At 47.9% G+C, this 23,929-nt stretch carries 14 protein-coding genes and 1 pseudogene; 4 read left to right on the forward strand and 11 right to left on the reverse strand.

Annotated elements, in window-relative coordinates; all coding sequences use genetic code 11:
• The first annotated feature begins 19 nt into the window (after positions 1-19).
• From HQ50_RS03655 to HQ50_RS03670, 4 genes are all read left to right on the forward strand, one after another.
• Positions 20-1,393, forward strand: coding sequence for a gliding motility-associated C-terminal domain-containing protein (locus HQ50_RS03655; RefSeq protein WP_039428308.1), 1,374 nt, complete (start codon positions 20-22; stop codon positions 1,391-1,393).
• A 70-nt stretch (positions 1,394-1,463) separates the two neighbouring features.
• On the forward strand, positions 1,464-4,367 hold the full coding sequence (gene uvrA, locus HQ50_RS03660; RefSeq protein WP_039428311.1) for an excinuclease ABC subunit UvrA: 2,904 nt from the start codon (positions 1,464-1,466) through the stop codon (positions 4,365-4,367).
• Between the two features lie 25 nt (positions 4,368-4,392).
• On the forward strand, positions 4,393-5,772 hold the full coding sequence (locus HQ50_RS03665; RefSeq protein WP_018965393.1) for an SWIM zinc finger family protein: 1,380 nt from the start codon (positions 4,393-4,395) through the stop codon (positions 5,770-5,772).
• The gene (locus HQ50_RS03670; RefSeq protein WP_039428314.1) at positions 5,772-8,069 is read left to right on the forward strand and encodes an ATP-dependent helicase; all 2,298 of its coding nucleotides are present in this window, start codon (positions 5,772-5,774) and stop codon (positions 8,067-8,069) included. The genes HQ50_RS03665 and HQ50_RS03670 overlap by 1 nt, the downstream gene beginning before the upstream one ends.
• A 740-nt stretch (positions 8,070-8,809) precedes the next feature.
• Here HQ50_RS03670 and HQ50_RS12515 read toward each other — a convergent pair.
• From HQ50_RS12515 to lepA, 11 genes and pseudogenes are all read right to left on the reverse strand, one after another.
• Positions 8,810-10,288: an MBL fold metallo-hydrolase gene (locus tag HQ50_RS12515; RefSeq protein ID WP_039428316.1), complete on the reverse strand. Its 1,479-nt coding sequence runs from the start codon at positions 10,286-10,288 to the stop codon at positions 8,810-8,812.
• A gap of 27 nt (positions 10,289-10,315) precedes the next feature.
• Positions 10,316-11,332, reverse strand: coding sequence for a UDP-N-acetylmuramate dehydrogenase (gene murB / locus HQ50_RS03680; protein ID WP_018965396.1), 1,017 nt, complete (start codon positions 11,330-11,332; stop codon positions 10,316-10,318).
• Complete coding sequence (locus HQ50_RS03685; RefSeq protein ID WP_026292259.1) at positions 11,332-11,802, reverse strand: SPOR domain-containing protein; 471 nt, start codon at positions 11,800-11,802, stop codon at positions 11,332-11,334. The genes murB and HQ50_RS03685 overlap by 1 nt, the downstream gene beginning before the upstream one ends.
• A 152-nt stretch (positions 11,803-11,954) precedes the next feature.
• Complete coding sequence (locus HQ50_RS03690) at positions 11,955-12,254, reverse strand: hypothetical protein (RefSeq protein ID WP_039428318.1); 300 nt, start codon at positions 12,252-12,254, stop codon at positions 11,955-11,957.
• A 32-nt stretch (positions 12,255-12,286) separates the two neighbouring features.
• Positions 12,287-12,503: pseudogene (locus HQ50_RS03695) on the reverse strand (helix-turn-helix domain-containing protein).
• A 120-nt stretch (positions 12,504-12,623) separates the two neighbouring features.
• The gene (locus HQ50_RS03700; RefSeq protein WP_039428322.1) at positions 12,624-13,343 is read right to left on the reverse strand and encodes a hypothetical protein; all 720 of its coding nucleotides are present in this window, start codon (positions 13,341-13,343) and stop codon (positions 12,624-12,626) included.
• A gap of 137 nt (positions 13,344-13,480) precedes the next feature.
• Entirely contained in the window at positions 13,481-14,494 is a 1,014-nt protein-coding gene (locus HQ50_RS03705) for an IS5 family transposase (protein ID WP_152566859.1), read from the reverse strand.
• Positions 14,495-14,884: 390 nt separating this feature from the next.
• Entirely contained in the window at positions 14,885-16,804 is a 1,920-nt protein-coding gene (dnaK, locus tag HQ50_RS03710) for a molecular chaperone DnaK (protein WP_026292344.1), read from the reverse strand.
• A gap of 620 nt (positions 16,805-17,424) precedes the next feature.
• A complete protein-coding gene (locus HQ50_RS03715; RefSeq protein WP_039428325.1) occupies positions 17,425-19,305 on the reverse strand; it encodes a DUF349 domain-containing protein in 1,881 nt (626 codons plus the stop codon).
• 1,072 nt (positions 19,306-20,377) lie between these two features.
• On the reverse strand, positions 20,378-21,964 hold the full coding sequence (gene dnaB, locus HQ50_RS03720) for a replicative DNA helicase (protein WP_018965890.1): 1,587 nt from the start codon (positions 21,962-21,964) through the stop codon (positions 20,378-20,380).
• A 33-nt stretch (positions 21,965-21,997) separates the two neighbouring features.
• A complete protein-coding gene (lepA, locus tag HQ50_RS03725; RefSeq protein ID WP_039428328.1) occupies positions 21,998-23,785 on the reverse strand; it encodes a translation elongation factor 4 in 1,788 nt (595 codons plus the stop codon).
• Positions 23,786-23,929 lie beyond the last annotated feature (144 nt).

Genomic DNA, 23,929 nt, shown 5'->3' on the forward strand with positions numbered 1-23,929 from the left:
AAAAAAGAAAAACAATCGGATGAAAGGAAATAATCAGTTGTGCACACTCCTAAAGCTGTGTTTGCTCTCCATGTTGGCTTTCGGCACAGCAAAGGCACAGATACAGATAGTCGGTGCACCGAGTATGAAAGCTCTGGACGATTCTCCCAATCGCTTGCAGGTTTTTATGCTGCATACACTGAATCCCGCATCTGTCACCCTGCGTTTTGCCGGAACGAGTACAGGAAAGTTGTATCGCTATACGACCAAAGCCATCGAAGCGGAAGAGGTGACTACAGCTACCTATTCGGATGGTATGTGGACGCTTACGGCTCCTCAACTCAACTGTGGTTATTTCATCTCCGGTGATGGGAGACTGCCTCAGTACTATTGGATAAGCAACTATGCAGACTATTCTCTGACCGTTTCTGCTGTTACGGGGAAACCTTCTGAGACGTCTCCCTGTATCTCGATGGACTTAGCTGTGGATGCAGCCATCCCGCCTATTCCTTATAATCAGCCTAACGGTGTGCCCCGCCGCTTGGATCGGGGGGTGCGGATTTCTTATTCGGATATGGAATGGGATGCCGAAGCTCGTTTGTTTCGGCCTTCCATGAAGGAAGTTGAGGTTGAAGCATCGGATGACGAACGAACTCTTGTGGTGTCGGCATCGTTGGCAGACGCTGTCTATACGATTCATGGCGATCGCTTTACCAAGGAGCTGTCGCTGCCTTTCACTGCTATTGCCACGGATGAACTTCTGACACCGAAAGTGGAGGTGTATGCTTTCGTGGACAAGCTGGAGGATGGGAGCGCAATAGGAGATAATACGCCCGAAGAGGGAGATGCTTCTCTCGTGTCCGCTCCTTTCTCTGTAACGCTTGCTGCATACGGCAACGAGCCTTCGGCCGCAAACTTTGTCTGGCGTATCTATCGGACAGAGGAAGGGGCAGAAAACAGCATTCTTGTTTATAATGGAACCACTACGGACTTTACATTCCGCCAGGCCGGCGTGTATAGTATCCTCTTACAGGCGACGAATCGGACGGGAACTTGTACCGATGAGGTTTTGTTGGAAAACTATTACAAAGTAGCAGAGTCCAGTCTGACTATACCTAACGCTTTCAGCCCATACGGTAGTCCGGGTGTGAACGATGTATTCAGGGTAAAGCATTCTTCACTCGTTCGTTTTGACGGACGCATATTCGATAGTTGGGGAAAACAGATTTTTCGCTGGACCAATCCTGATGAAGGTTGGGACGGTAAATATAGAGGTAAGATGATGCCTACGGGCGTATACTATTACGTAATTGAAGCGGAAGGGGCTGACGGAATCAAATACAAACGAAAAGGGGATATCAATATCCTCCGACCTGCACACGAAACACCCTTGGAGGGAAACCTTCCACGATAGCAAAAAACGAATCGACCTTTCCAATTGTTCTAATACCATGAGCAATGTATGAGGAAGTGGTCGGAAATATATGCGCGATACAGTTATAAACGTAAAAGACAAGATAGCTCTACACGATGCTGTGGAAGTCTATGGAGCACGGGTGCACAACCTGAAGAATATCGATGTGTGCATTCCGCGTCATAGCCTTACTGTCATCACGGGAATGAGCGGCAGTGGAAAATCTTCACTGGCTTTCGATACGCTTTTTGCCGAAGGACAGCGACGGTACATAGAAACTTTTTCGGCTTATGCCCGGAATTTCCTCGGTGGTGGCATGGAACGCCCCGATGTGGATGAGATAAAGGGGCTGAGTCCGGTCATTTCCATAGAACAGAAGACGACCAATCGGAATCCGAGGTCGACCGTTGGTACCGTTACGGAGGTGTACGACTTCTTTCGTTTGCTTTTTGCCCGTGCTGCGGAGGCTTATTCTTATGCCGGAGGTAAGAAGATGGTGAAGTACACCGAAGAGCAAATCTTCCACCTCATTTTGGAAAAGTACGATGGGCGAAAGATAGCTTTGTTAGCTCCGGTGGTTCGCTCGCGTAAGGGGCATTATAAGGAGCTGTTCGAAAGGCTTCGTAAGAAAGGCTATCTCCATGTACGCGTGGATGGTGAGATTCGTGAGATTTTGCACGGGATGAAGCTTGATCGTTATAAGATGCATGATGTCGAAGTGCAGATCGACAAGCTGCGCGTGGCACCGGATCAGAGCAAACGTATAGCGGAGAGCTTGGCACTGGCTATGCGTGAGGGCGAGGGGCTTCTGATGGTGTTGGATTCGGAAAAAAACGAAGTGGGACATTTTAGTCGGATGATGATGTGTCCTGATACGGGAATTTCGTATAGCGATCCGGCTCCGCACAATTTCAGTTTCAATTCCCCTCATGGCTATTGCCCGCGCTGCAAGGGCTTGGGTGAAGTGAATCTGCCGGATATGGACAAGATCATTCCATTTCGTGAGAAGAGTATATACGAAGGTGGCATCGAGCCATTGGGTAAATACAAGAACAATCTTTTCTTTTGGCAAATAGAGGCATTGTGCGAAAAGTACGACGTGACGATCAAAACACCTTTGCGCGATTTGCCGGAAGAGCTGATCGAAGATATTCTATATGGTACGGATGAGTTGCTAACGATCAACAACAAGGCACTGGGACAGTCGAGATATGCTCTTACTTTCGACGGTGTGGCTAAGTATATACTGATGCAGGCAGAAGAATCCGATGCCTCGGCGACTGCACAGAAATGGGCAGATCAGTTTCTCAAGACTACGACTTGTCCTGACTGTGCCGGCAAGCGTCTGAACAAAGAAGCTCTGTCCTATCGTTTGGCCGGCAAGGACATTGCAGAAGTGAATGCAATGGACATCAAGACTCTTATAGAATGGGTAGATTCTTTGGATGAACATCTCTCGGATACGCAGCGAGCTATTTCTATAGAGATACTGAAAGAGATACGGACACGCTTAGGATTTCTTAAAGATGTGGGGCTGGAGTACTTGACGATGAATCGAGCCGCAGCATCCTTATCCGGAGGAGAAAGTCAGCGGATTCGTTTGGCTACCCAGATAGGAAGCAAGCTGGTCGAGGTCTTGTACATATTGGATGAACCGAGTATCGGTCTTCACCAAAGGGACAATCTTCGGTTGATTCATTCGCTTCAGGATTTGCGTGATATAGGCAATACAGTGGTAGTGGTGGAGCATGATCAGGATATGATGATGCATGCCGACTATGTAATAGACTTAGGACCACGAGCCGGTAGACATGGTGGTGAAGTGGTGTTTGCCGGCAGTCCCGAAGAGATGGTGCAGGCTGATACGCTGACTGCCGATTATATAAGTGGACGAAAGCGTATAGAAAAGTCGATCGGCAGGAGAGACGGCAACGGGAAAACGATAAAATTATTTGGAGCCAAAGGCAATAACCTGCAGAATATAGACGTTATCTTTCCGCTGGGGGTATTTATATGTGTTACCGGGGTCTCCGGTAGTGGGAAAAGTACATTGATCAATAAGACTCTATTCCCTGCTATCAGCCAAAAACTGTACCGCTCTTTGCAGGATCCGATGCCCTACGACCGCATAGAGGGGTTAGAGCATATAGATAAGATAATAGCCGTGGACCAAAGTCCTATCGGGCGGACGCTTAGAAGCAATGCAGCCACATATACGGGATTGTTTACCGATATTCGTGCTCTTTTTGTCGGTCTGCCCGAGAGTAAAGCTCGTGGATATAAGCCGGGGCGTTTTTCTTTCAATGTCAAAGGCGGACGCTGTGAGGTTTGCAAAGGTAATGGATACAAGACGATCGAAATGAATTTTTTGCCTGATGTATTTGCTCCGTGTGAGGGATGCCGGGGGAAGCGATACAATAGGGAGACACTCGAAGTCCGTTACAAAGGAAAGTCCATTGCGGATGTTTTGGATATGACTATCAATAAGGCTGTCGAATTTTTCGAACATGTACCTCATATTTTATCCAAGCTTTCCGTTTTACAGGAGGTCGGTTTGGGCTATATCAAATTGGGACAGCCATCTTCGACTTTATCGGGAGGAGAGTGCCAGCGAGTCAAATTAGCTGCCGAGCTGAGTAAACGCGACACGGGAAATACACTCTATGTATTAGATGAACCGACTACGGGTTTACATTTCGAAGATGTACGAGTCTTGTTGGGGATCCTTAATCGCCTGATAGAGAGAGGGAATACGGTGATAGTGATCGAACATAATTTGGATGTGATCCGCTGTGCGGATTATTTGATTGATATAGGACCGGAGGGAGGAGCAGGCGGTGGCTGGTTGCTTTACCAAGGGAAAATGGAGGATATAATAGAATGCAGGAATAGTTATACAGCTCAATTTGTAAAAGCCGAACTCGAAAGAGGCCGGATGGGTGCTGTACACATGAATTCTGCAGACAATATATAATGTAAAGTAAAGGAAGGTTTATTCAATGAAAGAACAGAAATTGTCTAATCGGTTTTGTCCCGAAGGCATGACCGTAGAAGAGTGGCAAGTAGGATTAAGAAGAGAATTTGCTGAACAGAATCCTTTCGAGGTTGAACATTTGGATGATAATCGGATATGGGGTGATTATTTGGTGGCAAACGGCCGCAACCGATACCGAGTTGCATTCCGTGGTGTTCGGAGCGAACGGAATTATTGTTCTTGCCTGGATTTTAGAACGAATGGGCTTGGAACATGCAAGCATATCGAGGCCGTAACGCTCTTTCTTCAAGATCAGGTACCCGGTTACCCTTGGGGCGAATTTGACTATACACCCGAGTATAGTTCCATCTACGTGAGCTATAAAGGCGGCCGGAGCATCAAGATGCGTGTTGGACGCGAAGAGACGGCACGCTTCGAGGCCTTGCGTGCTCGCTTTTTCGATGAGTCAGGCACTTTGCCTCCTGAGAATTACAGCTTCTTACCGCAGATTTGTGATGAGGCCAAGGATATTGCCGCTTCATTCCGTTGCTATGAGGATGTGTTCGATCTGACTCAGGAACATTGCCGTAGGACGGAGTGGCAGGATTATTTGCGCGAGACCAATCCGGACAAGCGAGTCGATAATGAGTATACAGCCGATATGCCGGAAGAGATGCGTAGGCATGTATATGATTTGGCTTATGAGGGACATGGCGTGATGGTCGGTGTTCCTTCCGATGTAATCGTTCGCGAAGTCGTTGCCCTTGCCGATGTATATCTGCGCGATCAGCCCGGAGCTACGGGATATGTGATTATCAATGATCCGCAGCGTTTCATCCTTTGGCGAAATGCCTTTGCAAATCCTGTGCTTCGCCGCTTGCCCATCGAGGTGATGCATGCTTCGGCTTTTGTTAAGAAGGTGGCTAATAATGTCCCCCCTTGTACATTCATGTTTGTGGAGCAGGCTGCTCGTTTGAAGGAGTGGCGAGATCCTGTTTCGGTGGCTATCAAGAGGATGCAGATCGACCATCTTTATATGAATCTGGAGACCATCGAAGATCTCACCCCCGTTCAGTTCTCCTCTGTGGTACAGCATATAGATCCGTTCATCTTAGGTCCGTTCTATCGCTTTATCCGAGACTATCGTCCTATCTTCCCGCTTAGAAATGATGGCTCCAATCTGCCTGAGGATGTGCGTGATTTTATGTTCCTGTACACATCCGATTCGATTAGAGAAATGAACGAAATGCTTCCTCCTATCCGTACGGCAGAAATCTTGTTGCATGGTACTGATGCGGAAGAAGAGATAGACAAACTCCTGCGTCATCTCAATCGTGTTCTCTCGAATGATACGCTGCGAGAAGTGTTTCTTAAAAGAATCAGTATGATTGTCGGGGCATCGTAATGTCCGAAGATTATCTCTCATCATTGAACGACAGCCAAAAGGCTGCCGTTCTTTATAATGACGGGCCTGCCTTGGTGATAGCCGGGGCAGGCTCCGGCAAAACACGGGTACTCGTTTATAAGTTGCTGCACCTGATTCGCTCCGGCTACGATCCCGCAAGGTTGATGGCACTGACCTTTACGAACAAAGCTGCCAGAGAGATGAAGGAGCGTGTGGCAAGCGAGATCGGGCCTGCTGCTTACAGGATACAGATGGGTACATTCCATTCCGTTTTCTCTCGTATCCTTAGAGAGAATGCCGCACACCTCGGATATACTCGTGACTTCAGCATTTACGATACGAACGATACCAAGAGCTTGCTCCGTCATGTGATGAAGCGCATGAATATCGATGATAAGGTATATCGTATCAACGCGGTACAGCATCGTATATCGATGGCCAAGAATCAGCTGATCTCTCCCGAGTCGTATGCTGCCAATAAGGATCTTGCTCGATATGACATAGACTGTCGAATGCCTCGGATGGCAGAGATTTATTCTCTTTATACCATGCTGTGCAAGCAGAATAATGCCATGGATTTCGATGATCTGCTTTTCAAAATCAATGTCCTTTTTCGTGATTTCCCTGATGTCTTGCAGACCTACCGTGACCGCATCGATTATTTGTTGATCGATGAGTACCAGGATACCAACTTTGCACAGTATTTGATCGCTCGGCAGTTGATGGGAGAGAAAGGTAAGGTATTTGTTGTGGGGGATGATGCTCAGAGTATATACAGCTTTCGTGGTGCCAAGGTGGAAAACATTCTGGGCTTTTCAAAGTCGTTCCCCGGGAGCAAGCTTTTCAAACTTGAGGAGAACTATCGGAGTACGCAGAGCATCGTCAATGCAGCCAATAGCTTGATTGCTCACAATGAGGGGCGAATCCCTAAGCAAGTTTTTTCGAACAAACAGGTAGGCGAGCGTATTCGCCTGACGGGCTGCCTATCGGGGTATTTGGAGGCTTATACGGTAGCGGACTCGATCGTCGAGCGACGCTTGCAAGAGCATTGCCCTTATTCCGATTTCGCCATTCTGTACCGCACTAATGCGCAGAGCCGAGTTTTCGAAGAGGCGCTCCGCAAACACAATATTCCTTTCCGTATATATGGTGGGCTTTCGTTCTATTCGCGAAAAGAGATCAAGGACGTTCTGGCCTATTTCCGTCTGATCGTAAATCCCGATGATGACGAAGCACTCAGGCGTGTAATCAACTATCCCAAGCGAGGAATAGGGGATACCACTCTGTCTCGTCTTAACGAGATAGCCGCGGCTTCTTCACGTTCGTTGTGGGATGTGCTGTCCGAATCGCAGGAAGGCCTTCCTGATCTTAGTGCTACAGCCCGACGCCGTCTTAGTGAGTTCGTCTCTCTCATCCGTGAACTTCAGGAGTCCGAATACGAATCTCTGTATGAGCAAGCAGCCGATGTGGTCAAACGGAGTGGGATCTCGGCCGAAATTTTTTCGGACAAAAGTATCGAGGGAATAAGTCGGCAGGAAAACCTCAAAGAATTACTCAACGGCATCGAGGAATACAGCACTTCTTACGCCGAAGAAAGGGGAGAGAACCCCTCCTTGGGAACGTTCCTCAACGAGGTCGTACTCCTGACAGACCAAGATACAGAGGGAGTAGCCGGAGATTATGTCACCCTGATGACGGTACATGCCGCAAAGGGACTTGAGTTCAGGCATATTTTTATCGTTGGTATGGAAGAAAACCTTTTCCCTTCGATGATGAATGCTACCGAACAAGGTCTTGAGGAGGAGCGTCGTCTCTTCTATGTGGCTATCACTCGTGCCAAAGAATCCTGTCATATCAGCTTTGCTGCGGAACGCTCCCGAAACGGGCGAACAGAACGTTCGCGTCCGAGTCGCTTCCTGCAAGAACTTGATGATGCGTACGTTGAGCGACGTGTACCGCAAGAAATGTTAGGGGGACACTGCCAAGGTGACGAACTCCCCATCCATTTTTCTCGGAGCGATGCTTTCGAAAGATTGCCTCAGCCGGAGCCGATTCGCAGACGGCTGGTACGCATCGGCTCCTCCCCTGTTCATGAGGAGCGGATGGTTCATCAGCAGATAGGAGATTTGCGTGTGGGCGACACGGTGGCACATGCACGCTTCGGAATCGGAATCATCGAATCCCTCGAAGGCGAAGGCGACAATGCTAAGGCAGAAGTCTCGTTTCAGCAGGTGGGACGCAAACGCTTATTGCTTCGGTTTGCCAAGCTGTCCAAAGTAGAAAAAGATTCGATCTGAACTACAGGATACCATTGATGAAACTTTTCACCCCTGTGTAATACATCAGTTCAAGCAAATGTACAGAGAGGTATCCTGTTTCTGCTTGGATCGAGCCGATGTTGAAGCTCGGAAATCGGTCAATTGACAATGAAATCTCCAAGAAAATGCCGTGCGACAATCTCATCTATCGGTTTAACAGCTCGCACGGAATCTCCCACTCCCCGAACCTGCCATCCGACACAGAGCAGATAGCATCTTCCATCAATAGACTATAGTATCCTCTCGTGTGAGACCATAGTATCCTCTCGTATGAGACCATAGTATCCTCTCGTATGAGACCATAGTATCCTCTCATGTTAGTTCTGTATCTTAGGCAAAGATCGAAGAGCAGATGTATGGTTGCCAAGTAAACAGAGATTTCCCCAAGTTTCCTTCAGGTATATACTTGAGGTTCGCAGAGACCCACATGAAGCTCTCCTCTCTTCATCAAATCAATGCTTGTGTCCGTCTTGATCAATATGAGGGGGGTGGAAGGGTTATTGCGCAAAGGTCTCTATAGGGCGTAGCTCGCCCCCCTCCGGCATGTGTTCCCAAAGGCTATAAAACAGTGCGGATTCGATCCGAGGGAAACATGCAATGTGCTGTTTATCAGCGTATTGCATTCTTAGTGGGGAGATTTTCGTTTATTCACGTGTATTTATGACTGGAAAATACATTTCCAATCAAAAAGGAGTGTTTGTGTGAAGAGAAGAGAAAAGCTATAAAGCACCGAAATTGCGTCGGAAAATAGCTTCGAGTTGTTGTTTGACGAGGATGAAATCCTGCTCGCGTCCGAGTTCACGACCGATGGAAGTCACCCCTCTATCCGAGAATCCACAGGGATTGATCAGTTTGAAGTAATCGAGATCCGTATTGACATTGAGGGCGAAGCCGTGCATCGTTATGTGGCGACTGCTTTTCACCCCTATTGCGCAGATTTTGCGAGCACGCCCCGGTATATCAGGATCCAGCCATACACCGGATGCTCCGGCCGAACGTTCGCCTTTCAGACCGAATATGGCAATGAGATCGATGATACACTGCTCAAGCATTTCGATATAGGTGCGTAAGCCGATACCGTATTGTTCGAGATCGAATATGGGGTACCCCGTGATTTGTCCCGGCCCGTGGTAGGTGATGTCCCCTCCTCGTTCTATATGAAATAGTCGGATGCCGCGACTTTTCAGTTCGGATTCGGACAGCAGCAGATTTTCTTCATGACCCTGTTTGCCTAAGGTTAGGACCGGTTCATGTTCACAGAAGAGTAGTGTGTTTTGCGGTTTCCTGTTTTCCAATTTGTCTGCTACAGCATCATGGAAGAGCTTGCGTTGCAGGGTCAGTGCCGATTCGTAATCGATGCGTCCGCAGTCTTGATAATGGTACTCCGAACGGGACACATGCGACTCGAAGTCCTTAATTCTTATCCTCTTCTCGTCGATTATGGCTTCCAGCCCGTCGTATCCCGAATGGATATGTGGAGGAAGAATCTCCAAATGCTCCTGATGCAGAGGTGCATGGTGGGAGAGGTGGATCAGGACACTTTTCGGATTGCCGATTTGTCCTATTGTGTCAATAGCTTGCTCTATGGTCTGGTGCGAAGGGTGTTCCTTTCGGTAGCGAAGGCCGTTGATAAAAAGAAGTCGGCAGCCTTTCAGACACTCGATTTCTTCTGCTGCTATATCCTTCATATCGGTAAGGAAAGCCATCTCTCCTATCTTATATCCGAGTATCGGCAGCCTGCCATGCATGATGCGAAGAGGCTCTACTATCAGGTCTGCTACTTGAAACGGCATGCCGGGTTTTACTTCGCACAGTTTCAGTAGAGGAGTACCCGGATAAGGATTTTTGCGGAATACATAGTGCAGTCTGTCGCGTATGGAGTCCAGTACGTTCTGTTCGGCATAGACGGCAAGCTCACGATGCCAACAGATGGTGCGCAGATCGTCGAGTCCACCGACGTGGTCGAAATGTTCGTGAGTCAGCAAAATGGCATCGAGCGAATCGATGCCGGCAAACAGAGCTTGTTGGCGAAAGTCCGGGCTGCAGTCGATGAGGATTCGTTTCCCTGCATCCGTGATTATAAGAAGAGAAGTACGGGTGCGCTTGTCATGCCTGTCTTCGCTACGACATACCCTACAATGACAGCCGACTTCGGGGACGCCGGTACTGGTGCCTGAGCCTAATAATATGCAACGCATGGGGCAAAAGGCTTGCTACTTGATATATTATAAAATGTATTTGACCTCCGGATGGAGAGTGATTCCGAATTTCTGTCGGACACTGCCTATGATCTCTTCTGCCAAAGCACCCACCTGAGTGCCCGTAGCTCCGCCATAGTTCACCAAGACCAAAGCCTGATGTTCATAGACGCCTACTGCACCGGAGCGATGCCCTTTGTATCCGCATTGCTCGATCAGCCATCCGGCCGGCACTTTCACGCTGCCGTCCGGTTGGGGATAGCTTGGTATGGAGGGGTATTCGGTTTGCAGGGTATTGAATTTCTCGGCAGATACCACCGGATTCACGAAGAAGCTGCCCGCATTACCTATTGTGGTCGGATCGGGCAACTTGGAATTGCGGATGCGTATGACCGTATCTCGAATCGATCGTAGGGTAGGGGTGATTCGTTCTTCTTCCAGGACCTTGGCCAAGGCTTTGTATTCAAGTGAGAAAGAGGGCTTCAGGCGCAGACGATAGTCCACATACATAATAGCCCATTCGGCATAGTTCGGTTCTTTGAAGATACTGTATCTGTATGCGTATCGGCAGTCTTCGTTGCGAAACACACGAGATTCTCCTGTTCGGTAATGACGAGCATGAACCGCCTCGATCAGCTGAGATACTTCTACTCCATAGGCTCCGATGTTTTGGACTGCCGAGGCCCCCACCTGGCCCGGTATGAGGGAGAGATTCTCTATGCCATAATAGTTGTTCTCTACGGCATAGGCGACGAAGTCATCCCATACCATACCCGATCCTACACGCAAGAGAATACTGTCCTGATCCTTGTGCAGTTCGGTGATACCCTTTACTTCGGAATGAAGCAGTATACCATGAAAATTAGCGAGGAAGAGCAGATTGCTCCCCTCGCCAATCGTTTGTACGCGACATTCTTGAAAAAATTCGTCTTTCACAAGCCGATCGATATCGGCGTCGCATGTGTAGTCGATCCACCAATCCGTCCGGGCTGCAATACCGAATGTGTTGCGTTTGGAGAGTGGATAGTCTTGTCTGATGTCCATTAGTTAGCACGCTCAAGCAGCCATGCATCCTGAAAATTCGGGGCATAGCGTTCCTTGATGGCCTCACGGGCAGCGATGGCCTCTTCGCGTGAAGGGAAGCTGGCTACGATTACGCGTAGCATCCCCTGTTCGTTTTCTGCCAAAATAGGGGTATAACCTTCAGATTCCAAGCGTTCTTTCAGAGAACGAGCATTCGTTGCATTGCGGAAGCTGCCTACCACTACGCTGAACCGATCCAATCGAGAAGCATCTTCTCCACTGTAAGCAGAGAGCTTTTCCTGACGGATCTGTACATTGATAGCCGGTTTAGAAACTATCGGACGAGTTTCCGTATCCTTGTCTTCAGCTTGGGCAATCTCACGTTCTTTGGCCTGCTCGTAAGCTTGGCGGTAGGCACTTTGCTTGGATTTGCATGAGCCGAATGCAACCGTCATAGCTATGGCGGCTGCCAAAACAACCATCTTATTCATCTTTTTTTCTGTTTGAGTTATTAATACTCCCATCGGCAAAGATAGAGTTTTCGATGAAAACAGCCATACTTGCAACAGGGGTGCACATTCCCCCTCCGCATGCCACACTTTTTAGCGAGCGAACAAAGCTTAGAGCGTCTTCTAGGTTATTTTTATCCTTGCCCGTTGAGTTCGAGTTCCTTTATCAATCTATCAAAAACACTTGGGGTATTAGGAAGTTTAGATTGTAGTTGGGATGAGACATACTCGGATAATTGTTTCATATCAGGAATGAGAGGCCATTCTCCCTCTGGCATTGGCACAGATAATGGACAACCTGCAGAAATAAAGAACCCAATAGGTTTTTTATCCTGAGAGAGAGTTTGACGAAGAGCCCTAAGATGCCTTGTTAAATCATGCGTTAGTGTAGTCATCGTATTTTCTTTTATGTTTTCAACTTTTTTTGATGTCATTTTTACACATACACCATCCTTTGAGGCAAATTTTAAAAATCCGTACTTTTTGCATAAATGATTAACCCTTTCACATCCACCCCCAATATCTTCGCAATCTGGAAGAGGGTTTTCGAGGCTTGGTTGACGGCGGTTGCAGACATAGGCATTGACAATGCTAAAGCTCTTGCCGAGTTTTTCGGCAAGCCATGTTTGCTTAATACCTTTCTCTTCAAGCACTTCTTTGATTCGATTCATAGGTTTATCCATCTCTTTCAATATTCTTTGTTTAATAGCGCAAGGATGTGAAATGAAATAGCATAGAAAAAGGGAATGAGGATTTATTTTCTCATTCCCTTAAATCTTTTAATGGGTGTAGAAGAGAAGCATTTATTTCCGTTGTTTTATGGATTCTGCTTGCTTATGAAGTTCGTTTGCCTGCGATGTATTCAGGTGGGCTCGCTCTGTCTTTTCTACTTGCTCTTTGACTAATCGTTCGTAAGTTTCCAATTGTTCTCGGATAAGTGCAATCTGCTCTTCGTCTCTCTGATAAGTAAAAACCGTTTCCAAGTCCATTAGTTTTTCCTGATTGGCTTCTCCATACATTTTGATGTAGCGATACTTCAAATCATTATCCGATAGTTGGCTGTTTTGTCGTATCTGCCAGAAGTTTCCAATCAATGAAAACAAAATAACAAGCCCCATACAGCAAAGAGTGATAACCGTTTTACTATTCTTAAAGTCAAGACTAAAGACATGTTCTTTACGGATAACAGTACGACTCTCTTTGCCCATCTCATCAATTTTCGCAATGGCTTGTAGAGTCTCTCTTTTCTCTGCATTCCATCCATCCAGCTTCTCAAAGACTGTTTCTAGTCCTGCCACTACACTCTTGGTAAGTATTTCTTCCAAGACTCTGATTTGTTCGGGAGAAAACACCTCTTGCTTTGAAAGTGTATTCATCTTCCAAAGAAGCTCTTCGATTTTACTCAAGTCGATTGTTTGTTGTTCAGATCTTCCTTCTAAGGAGAAAGCCATTTCCGTAAGACTTTGCTTCAATTCCTCAAATAGACCATATACGGCCGAAGTATCCATTCTATCTGATTCCATTGCACAATGCAAGGATTATATGACTATGTTCTTTCAAGTCATTTTTGCCTATTGAGGCAGTGTTTCTCAGCGGTGGTATTCTTCCCCCTTACCCCGACCTTGTGGGTTATTTCCCACAGGATCGGGGATTTTTTTGCTTATTTGGCTCCTTGAAGCACAAGCAGCCCCAGAATACGCTTGAGATTGTAGGCCATAGCTTCAAGGATATTCTGTGTATGTGTTTTGGCTAACCCTCGGTAGCGACATCGTCCGCTCAAGAACCACCGACGAATACTACCGAAGGTGCGTTCTATGAAGCACCTTGTCTTACTTATCATACGATTGAATAACTTCTGACTCTCGCTAAGGACTTGCCTCCGACTAGACTTGAGCATGATGCCATCAACCAAGCCCCGACGAGCCAAGTACTCCGAATTCTTTTTGCTACAGTAGCCCTTGTCTGCTAATACACTTACCCCTAACGACAACTCTGACTTCTCTACCAATTCGGGCAAAACAAGCGCGTCTGCACAATTAGCCGGGGTCGTGATGAGCGCCTCTACCAAACCTTGCGCATCCGTAAGGACATGTTTCTTATACCCATATCGATAATGCTTGCCTTTGCGTACCCAACGAACCTCTGAGTCAACGCCCGGCTTACCTCTTTTGAGCTCATAGTGATAAGCCGCCTCTTGATCCAACGCATCCTGTGAACGTGCATCAGCTCTATCTTCTGCCACTTCTATGACCACCCGACCATCAGGCGAATAAGGGCTGTCTACAATGCTTGCATCAACGATGGCTCCTTGGTCAATACGGCTAATGCCATGTTTCTTGAACTGCTTATTCAGCTCACCAAGCAGCCTATCCATAATCCCCAGATGGGTTAGTTCCGTGCGAAAGCCACTGATGGTGCTATGATCAGGAGAGGGGAAGCCAAGGTCTAAGCCAAGGAATTCACTGAAAAGCAGAGAGTCATTGATACGCTCCTCAACCTCATAATCGCTCAAACCATACCAAGTCTCTAGCAAAAGAATCTTGAACATCAGCAAGGCATCGTAGGCAGGGTTACCTACGGCATTCTGAGTCTTGGTGTACTTCTTGTTCAGCAGGGTGCGGATACCTCGCCAATCAACACAAGCATTGATTTGGCGGAGAAAGGAGTGCTTCATCCGGTCGCGACACCAACCTGAGTATATACTTGTAGAAAGCCGGGAGCCGGTTCGGTTGGTTTAGTTGCCATATTGATACAGTTAATTATGTGTAAATATGCTATTTATCAGTGATATATACAACAACCACAACCCCCAAAAGACGCAAAGTGCCGTGCAATGGTCTCATAAATATNACAGTTAATTATGTGTAAATATGCTATTTATCAGTGATATATACAACAACCACAACCCCCAAAAGACGCAAAGTGCCGTGCAATGGTCTCATAAATATACGACTAAAATCGATAGAAAACGAAGAAATACGAGAAACTATCAAAAACAAAAATCGCAGTAAGTAATTAACTTACTGCGATTTACTATTTGTTTGGTACTCGTTTGTGAGCGGAATTACTTCACTTCTTCGAAGTCTACATCTGTGACGTTCTTGTCGTCAGAAGGCTGATCGCCGGCAGATGGACCTTGAGCACCACCGAAGTCCGGACCGGGTTGTGCACCGCCTTGAGCTCCGGCATTCTTATAAAGCTCTTCTCCTGCTGCGGAAAGAGCAGCTTGCAGTTCGGCCATGGCCGTATCAATAGCAGCTACATCCTGTGATTTATGCGCTTCTTTCAGCTTGTCGAGAGCAGCATCGATCGGAGCTTTCTTATCGGCAGGGAATTTGTCTCCCAACTCCTTCAACTGCTTTTCGGTCTGGAAGATCATGCTGTCAGCTTGATTGATCTTGTCGATACGTTCTTTCTCCTTCTTATCGGCTTCGGCATTGGCCTGCGCTTCTTCCTTCATACGCTTGATCTCATCGTCGGACAAACCGCTGGAGGCTTCGATGCGGATATTCTGCTTCTTGCCAGTAGCTTTGTCATGAGCCGTTACGTTGAGGATACCATTGGCATCGATGTCAAATGTTACTTCGATCTGCGGTGTCTGACGGGGTGCAGGAGCGATACCGTCCAAGTTGAAACGGCCGATGCTCTTATTGTCCTTAGCCAAAGAGCGCTCACCCTGAAGCACATGAATCTCTACCGAAGGCTGATTGTCCACTGCTGTAGTGAAGATTTCGCTCTTCTTCGTCGGGATAGTCGTATTGGCATCGATCAAGCGAGTCATCACGCCACCCATAGTCTCGATACCGAGCGAAAGCGGTGTAACGTCCAACAGCAAGACATCCTTTACTTCACCGGTCAGAACACCACCTTGAATAGCGGCACCCACAGCTACCACTTCGTCGGGATTCACACCCTTGGACGGAGCCTTACCGAAGATCTTCTCCACAATCTCCTGAATAGCAGGAATACGTGTAGAACCTCCTACAAGGATGACTTCGTCGATATCGCCACGCGACATGCCGGCATCTCTCAGGGCCGTTTCGCAGGGAGCCACACATGCCTGAATCAGACGATCGGCCAACTGTTCGAACTTAGCCCTTGTAAGCGTCATCACCAAGTGCTTGGGGATGCCATTCACCGGCATGATATAGGGGAGGTTGATCTCCGTAGATGAAGTGCTGGACAGCTCTATCTTGGCTTTTTCGGCAGCTTCTTTCAGACGCTGCATAGCCATAGGATCCTGACGAAGATCCACTCCTTCCTGAGACTTGAACTCTTCTGCCAACCAGTCGATGATCACGTGGTCGAAGTCGTCTCCTCCGAGGTGCGTATCACCGTTGGTCGATTTCACTTCGAAAACGCCGTCGCCCAATTCCAAAATAGAGATATCGAAGGTACCGCCACCTAAGTCGAAGACAGCGATCTTCATATCCTTATTGGACTTGTCCAAACCGTAAGCCAAAGAAGCTGCCGTAGGCTCGTTCACAATACGACGAACTTTCAGTCCGGCGATCTCTCCAGCTTCTTTCGTTGCCTGACGTTGAGCGTCGTTGAAGTATGCAGGCACAGTGATCACGGCTTCTGTCACTTCCTGACCGAGATAGTCTTCGGCCGTCTTCTTCATCTTCTGAAGGATCATGGCCGAAATTTCCTGCGGCGTATAGAGGCGACTGTCTATATCTACGCGCGGAGTATTATTGTCCCCACGTACTACCTTGAATGGCACTCTGTCCACTTCTCTGGAAACCTGATCGTAGGTTTCGCCCATGAAGCGCTTGATAGAGTATATCGTTTTGGTCGGATTGGTGATGGCCTGACGCTTGGCCGGATCGCCTACCTTACGCTCGCCACCATCCACAAAAGCCACCACCGAGGGCGTTGTGCGCTTGCCCTCACTGTTCGCGATAACGATAGGTTCGTTACCTTCCAATACAGAGACACATGAATTCGTTGTGCCTAAGTCAATTCCAATGATTTTTCCCATAATTCTATATTCGTTTTTTGTTGTTGTCTGATTTTCTTTCGTTGTCTATGTAACGACGAAAGGGTGATACGCTGTAACATGAACAATTTGCGTGCCAAAAAGCAAAGTACGCCTGATACTGCCAAAAGGTGACAGAATGTCACAATATGAAGCCGCACTGTGACTCGAAAACCTGACGAATGCGACTCCACGCCCTGCTGTAGCTTCAGCTCTGACTATATAAATTACTATAGGAACTAATTCGGTATATAGCTTCCCTCAATGTCGTGTGGCAATCTTATATGATAAGAACACTCAGTCTCTCGTAGAAACGCCAATTCGACAGCTTTCCCGAAGTATCCCCATGCAAAGGATAGGGATGAATCCCGATGGATTTATGTTCTCTGCTTTTACGAACCGGTTTACGACAAAAATAGAGCCTAAAGCGTGAAAAAGCGGAACCACTCTTTTCCCTTCTGGCGCGAGAAATTTTTTCTTCTCTGCACCTGTTTCTATGAAGAAAGCCGATAAAAAGAAGCGAGCCACGAAAGTCCGATTACAAACTTCGTGGCTCACTCCTATTCTTGAATGCTGTCGTCTCCTCGGGGGGGGTATTTGGCCGATGGAGTGGGGGAAGAGTCTTATTCTTTAGCGTTCAGCTCTTCCATCTTCTTATCGATCAGCTTGATCTTCTCGATCATCAGACGGATGTCTTCTTCCAGTTTTTCCTTCTTGCGCTCCATTTCTCGCATCAGGCTATTCCCACTTTTACTGGATATGCTGAGGAAACCCAGATTGTTCGTATAGGTCTGCAATTCGTTGCGCATGCGATCGAGGATACGTGTCATACGATCACGCTCATCGTAGAGCTGACCTTTGCCACCGCCTTCCAGTTGTTCTAAGGAGGCATTGTACCCTTCGAGGCGACGATTGCTGCGTTCGATATTGAGCTTGTCGTACAGGCCATCGATCAATTTTCTGTAAGTCTTATTGATAGCATCTTTTTCCCTGAACGGTACAAAACCTATGGCATTCCAGCGTCCGGCCAGAGCATTGAGTCTGTCGATGATACCTTCGCCGGCCTCTTCCGAATCCAAAGCCTCCAGCTCAGCTATGATCGCTTTCTTGCTCTTGAGGTTTTCGCGTTCTTCGGAGCGCATATCACCCTGTTCGGCTTTTTTGCGTTTGAAGAATGCATCGCATGCAGTTGTAAAGCGCTTCCAGATCTCATCACTATACCGATGAGGAACGGCTCCGATGCTTTTCCAATTTTTTTGGAGTTCGGTCAAGCGAGCAGAGGTTTCTTTCCAGTCGGAACTCTCCTGGAGGCTTTCTGCCTCTTCCACCATGGCCAGTTTCTTCTTGTAGTTATTGGTCAGCTCTTCGCGCTTGCCTTTGAAGAAAGCCGTTTTTTTATTGAAATAATCATCGCATGCCGCACGGAAACGCTCGTAGATCTTCTCGTTGTCGCTTCTGCGGGCATAGCCTATGGTCTTCCACTTGGCCTGAATCTCGAGTACGGCCTTTGTCTGTTCGTCCCATTTGGCCAGCGAGTTCAGTCCGGAGGTGTCTATCGCCTCCATCTCTTCGCAAAGCAATGTTTTCGCGGCCAGATTTTCCTGCTCGCGTATCTTTTGCTTTTCGAAGTGTTCTTGATACTTCTTATTGATCGTGGTAGACGCAGCTTTGAATCTTGCCCACACCTCTTCGCGGAGTTCGCGGGCTACCGGCCCCAGTTCGCGCCATTGATGGTGCAGCTCTTGCAGTACTCTGAATGAGTGGATGACGTCGGCATTCTCCGTGAGGGCTTCGGCCTGATGGATCAATTCTTCCTTAGCCTCCAGATTCTTTTTGAAATCGTAGGCGCGGAATTCATCGTTGATCTGCTTCAGATCATAGAACTGTTCTACCAGACTATTGTATTCTTTGGTTATATCCGTAGCATTTGCTTCCGGCACGGGACCGGTCTCCTTCCAGGACTTGCGAATCTCATGAAAAACAGGGCTGATCTTGCCGAACTCTTCGTTGCTGCCGAGAAGATCTCTCAGCCGTTGCAAGAGGGCCTCCTTCTGAGCCAAATTGCTCTCACGCTCCTTTTGCATCGACTCTATCCGCGATTGGTTCAGTTCGCGGAAGCGCTGTAGCAAGTCTTTCAGACGTTCCTCGTTCAAGTCCGCCTCGGCCATAGACGAAGTCGTACTGTCGGCCAATTCTCCTGCACGAGCCTGCTTCTTCTTATAGAAAGCACTCTTGTAGGCCTCTACTTCCTGTCGGCGAGGTAGCTCTTCTCCTTGGAGTAATGTGGCCAAGCTATCAAGTAGCTCAAGCTCGGTCATGTCCGCCAAACGGGCGTTTACGCTTGTTTTACTTTCTTCGGCTGATTTGGATTCGTTTTCCAAAGGAGTCGGATCTGCCACTTCCAGGCTTTGAACCTCCGGCAACCGGTCTGTTGTCGTAGGTTTCAATTCTTCGGATTCGGGCTGTGCCATTGAATCCGTGAGAGGGTTCGTAGGGTTTTCCATACGTTACTGCTTTAATGTTCACATCCACCGAAAACCTCCTGTCCGGAGAGATACAATTCGGCGCTTTTCCAATACAACGGAAGGTAATTATCAGATAACGATTCCGTCTTCAAAAGACCAAATTAAAGAAAAAATATTGACAGACCATAATTTGGAGAGTGTTTGCCCCAAAGTGCTCATTCCAGAAGTAAGAGCAACACTCTGGTAAATCGGTCTATCGATCCCTCAGCGTCAGGATGGCTTCGTTTGGGTCGACCCGATGATCAGTAGGCTTCAAAGTCTTCTACACGCTCTGAGCATCGATAGAGCCCGAGTCTGTCAAGTGTACTGCGATGAGTCTTTTTACATGTTACAGGCACCGATGGCCTGTACTCGCTCTAATGCCTTTTAGGGGATTGAGCTTTTTCCTTACATTTGTCCGCGATGAAGCCCTCTATGAGGAGTTGGATGTCACTGTCCTGAGAGGCTTTCATCCGAATGAAATTATATAGATAAACGATTAAATGATAGTTAGATATGTGCTTCGAATATCCTCATGCTCCTAATCTTTTCGGCCGATTGAGCCGGCCGATATTATATGTATGCCATGTTGGCATACGGATGAATAGTATAATCCCCATGATCCATAAGCAGCAATAAGGTCTCTTACAGTCCCTTCAAAAGAATAAGGCACCCACATGATTCAGCTCGAATCATGTGGGTGCCTCTGTTTTATAGCCTCTCGAAGTGGCCTTTTTAGGCTTGCGATTTATATAGAAATGACTTTCAATCTATATATAAATTGAAAACGATTTATATACAAATCGAAAACGATCTATATATTTATCGTAAACGGTTTGTATATAGATCGTTATCTTCTCTCCCAAAAGTCATATTTCGACTTGAAAAAGTCCGTGTCCTCAACTTTTCGACTTCAATATCTACTTCTTTTTACCTGCTTATTTGGAATCATTCCAAACTCCTCTTCGTTGTTGAAAACTTTTTTGGCGCGTGTTTTTAAGAGGAGAGGGCACGTTGTATTGGAGCCAATGTGTATTGGCTCGTAATTGTGCAATATCGTTTCCTGATAATGTCAGAAGGGGTTGTCGATTCCTGATGCTTCGGCGAGGAAATCGGCCTCGGATGTGCCCGAGGAATAGGGGCCTGAAAGGAGAGGATTGTCCTCCGGAGGAGGTAGGGGTGGGGCGAATGATCCGTTGCCGACACCCATTTCCACGGGAGAACCTCCGATACGGGAGTGGCGTTTGACCATGCTTTCAGCCTCAAGAGGGAGGAACTTGGCAAACTCGCTGCGGAAACGCAAACGCACATCATCCACAGGCCCGTTACGATGCTTGGCGATGATAAATTCGCCTATGCCCAAAAGGGAGTTACCCTGCTGGTCTTCCGTGATCTTGTAGTATTCGGGGCGATGGATGAAGCATACCATATCGGCATCCTGTTCGATGGCTCCGGACTCGCGCAAGTCGGATAGCTGCGGACGTTTGCTGTTGATGTCGCCCTGACGGGTCTCGACACTTCGGTTGAGCTGGGAGAGGGCGATGATGGGTATCTTCAGCTCCTTGGCCAAAACCTTGAGAGAGCGTGAGATAGTACTGACTTCCTGTTCACGATTGCCGAATGACATTCCGCTGGCGTTCATGAGCTGAAGATAGTCGATGATGATCACTTTCACGCCGTACTCGCGCACCAGACGGCGCGATTTGGTGCGCAGTTCGAAGACGGAAAGAGAGGGCGTATCGTCTATATAGAGAGGTTTGTTTTCGAAGTCTTTCAGTTTGGTGTCGAGTTGTACCCATTCGTGTGATTCGAGTCGGCCGGTCTTCAACTTCTCACCCGGAATCTCACAGACATTGGACATCAGACGCTTGACCAGCTGCACACTGCTCATTTCCAAATTGAATATGGCTACGGGTATATTATAGTCGATAGCCATATTTTTCGCCATGGAAAGCACGAATGCGGTCTTTCCCATAGCAGGACGGGCAGCAATGATGATCAGATCGGAAGCTTGCCAACCGGCCGTGAGCTTGTCGATAGCGGGGAAACCGGATGGCTGACCGCTGAGTCCTTCCTTACGGTTGGCTGCAATTTGGATTTCGCCCAAGGCCTCTTTGATAATCGGGTCGATAGGCTGGACGTCCTGCTTCATGTTGTGCTGGGAGATCTCGAACAATCGTCCCTCGGCCTGCTGCAACTGATCCTCTATGTCCTCCGTATCATCGTAAGCCTTCTTCAGGACTTCACTGGAAAAGCCGATTACCTCACGGCTCAAAGCTTTCTGCGCCAATATCTTGGCATGGTATTCCAAGTTGGCCGAGCTTGCCACTTTGAGCGTCAGACCGGCTATATAAGAGGGGCCGCCGACGGCATCGAGATTGCCGTTCTTCTTGAGCTGCTCCGTCACCGTGAGCATATCCACCGGCTTCTGATTGAGTGCCAGTTGGGTAATGGCTTCGTAAATCAGCTCATGGGCCTTGAGATAGAAAGTCCTGGGGCGCAACATTTCGCCTACTTGCATATAGGCATCTTTTTCCAGCAGGATAGCTCCCAAAACAGCCTCCTCCAATTCGGGAGCCTGTGGCGGAACACGTCCCTCCAACGGAGCTGTAATGCTCTCCGGAGCAGGATGTTTGGTGCGAGACTTGGTAGCGGCCATAGTGATGGGACTGGATTGTGAAAAGGCTTCGGATCAGTCCAGTTTGAGGACAGCGAGGAAAGCTTTCTGAGGTACTTCGACCGTACCTATCTGCTTCATGCGTTTCTTTCCTTCTTTCTGCTTTTCGAGTAGTTTACGCTTACGGGAAATATCACCACCATAACACTTAGCCGTCACATCCTTGCGGACGGGCTTGATCGTTTCGCGAGCGATGATCTTGGCCCCGATAGCTGCTTGGATGGCTATTTCGAATTGCTGACGCGGGATCAGTTCTTTGAGCTTTTCGCACATGCGCCGGCCGAATGTGACACTGTTGTCCACGTGTGTGAGTGTCGAAAGGGCATCGACGGGTTCGCCATTGAGCAGAATATCGAGTTTCACCAGCTTGCTCTCTCTGAAGTCATGCAGGTGATAGTCGAACGAGGCATATCCTTTGGAGATACTCTTGAGCTTGTCGTAGAAGTCGATGACGATTTCGCCCAATGGGAGGTCGTAGAAGATCTCTACACGACCGCCCGATATATATTCTTGCTTCACCAACACCCCTCTTTTGCCCAAGCAAAGTGTCATGATAGGGCCGATATAGGCCGTATTGGTGATGACCGAAGCTCTGATAAAAGGCTCTTCGATATGATCGATAAGCGTGGGTTCGGGCAGTCCCGATGGGTTGTGGACCTCCTTACAGCCGCCTTTCTTGTCATAGACTTTGTAAGAAACGTTGGGAACTGTCGTGATCACATTCATATTGAACTCCCGATCCAATCGCTCCTGCACGATCTCCATGTGGAGCAAACCGAGAAATCCACAACGAAATCCGAATCCGAGAGCCACGGAGCTTTCGGGCTGGAACGTCAGCGATGCATCGTTGAGCTGAAGCTTTTCCAAAGAAGCGCGCAGGTTCTCGAAGTCTTCGGCTTCGATAGGATATACACCAGCGAAAACCATGGGTTTTACCTCTTCGAATCCTGCTATGGCCTCTTTGGCAGGCTTCGCCACATGGGTGATCGTATCGCCTACCTTGACCTCGCGGCTTGTTTTGATACCGCTGATGATATAGCCTACATCGCCGGTCTTGACCTCCGAGCGCGGCTCCATATCGAGCCTGAGTACTCCTACTTCATCGGCATCGTATTCTTTCTCGGTGGCAATAAACTTGACATGATCTCCTTTGCGAATACTGCCATTCACCACCTTAAAATAGGCAATGATACCACGGAACGGATTGAAGACCGAGTCAAAGATGAGGCATTGGAGTGGAGCATCGGGATCTCCGGCAGGGGCCGGTACTTGTTCGACGATAGCGCGAAGGATCTGATCTACTCCCTGACCGGTCTTACCACTGGCACGGATAACCTCCGAACGATCACAGCCCAAAAGCTCGATGATCTGGTCTTCCACCTCTTCGGGCATGGCACTGGGTAGATCCACTTTGTTCACAATGGGGATGATGGTCAGGTCGTTTTCGATCGCCATATAGAGATTGGATATGGTCTGTGCCTGTATCCCTTGGGCAGCATCGACGATAAGCAATGCCCCTTCGCAAGCGGCGATGGAGCGAGAGACTTCGTAGGAAAAGTCCACGTGCCCCGGAGTATCGATCAGGTTGAGCACATACTTTTCTCCATCTAACTGATAGTCCATCTGAATGGCATGGCTCTTGATCGTTATACCTCTCTCTCGTTCCAAGTCCATATTGTCCAAGACCTGATCTTGCAGGTCTTTGCCGGAGACGGTGTTGGTATATTCGAGCAACCGATCGGCCAAGGTACTCTTGCCGTGGTCGATATGTGCAATAATGCAGAAGTTGCGGATATTCTTCATCGATGTTTGTTGAAATGGAACTCTTTGATGCTGATGTATGACCTTTTTTCGGTCTTTACGCTCGCAAAAATACAAAAACAGACAGAAAAAGTGACCAAAATATCTCGACCGTGTTTCCGGTTTACGAACCTAAAATTGAGATTT

The sequence above is a fragment of the Porphyromonas sp. COT-052 OH4946 genome, from assembly GCF_000765965.1.
In the GTDB taxonomy this organism is placed as follows: Bacteria; Bacteroidota; Bacteroidia; order Bacteroidales; family Porphyromonadaceae; genus Porphyromonas; species Porphyromonas gulae.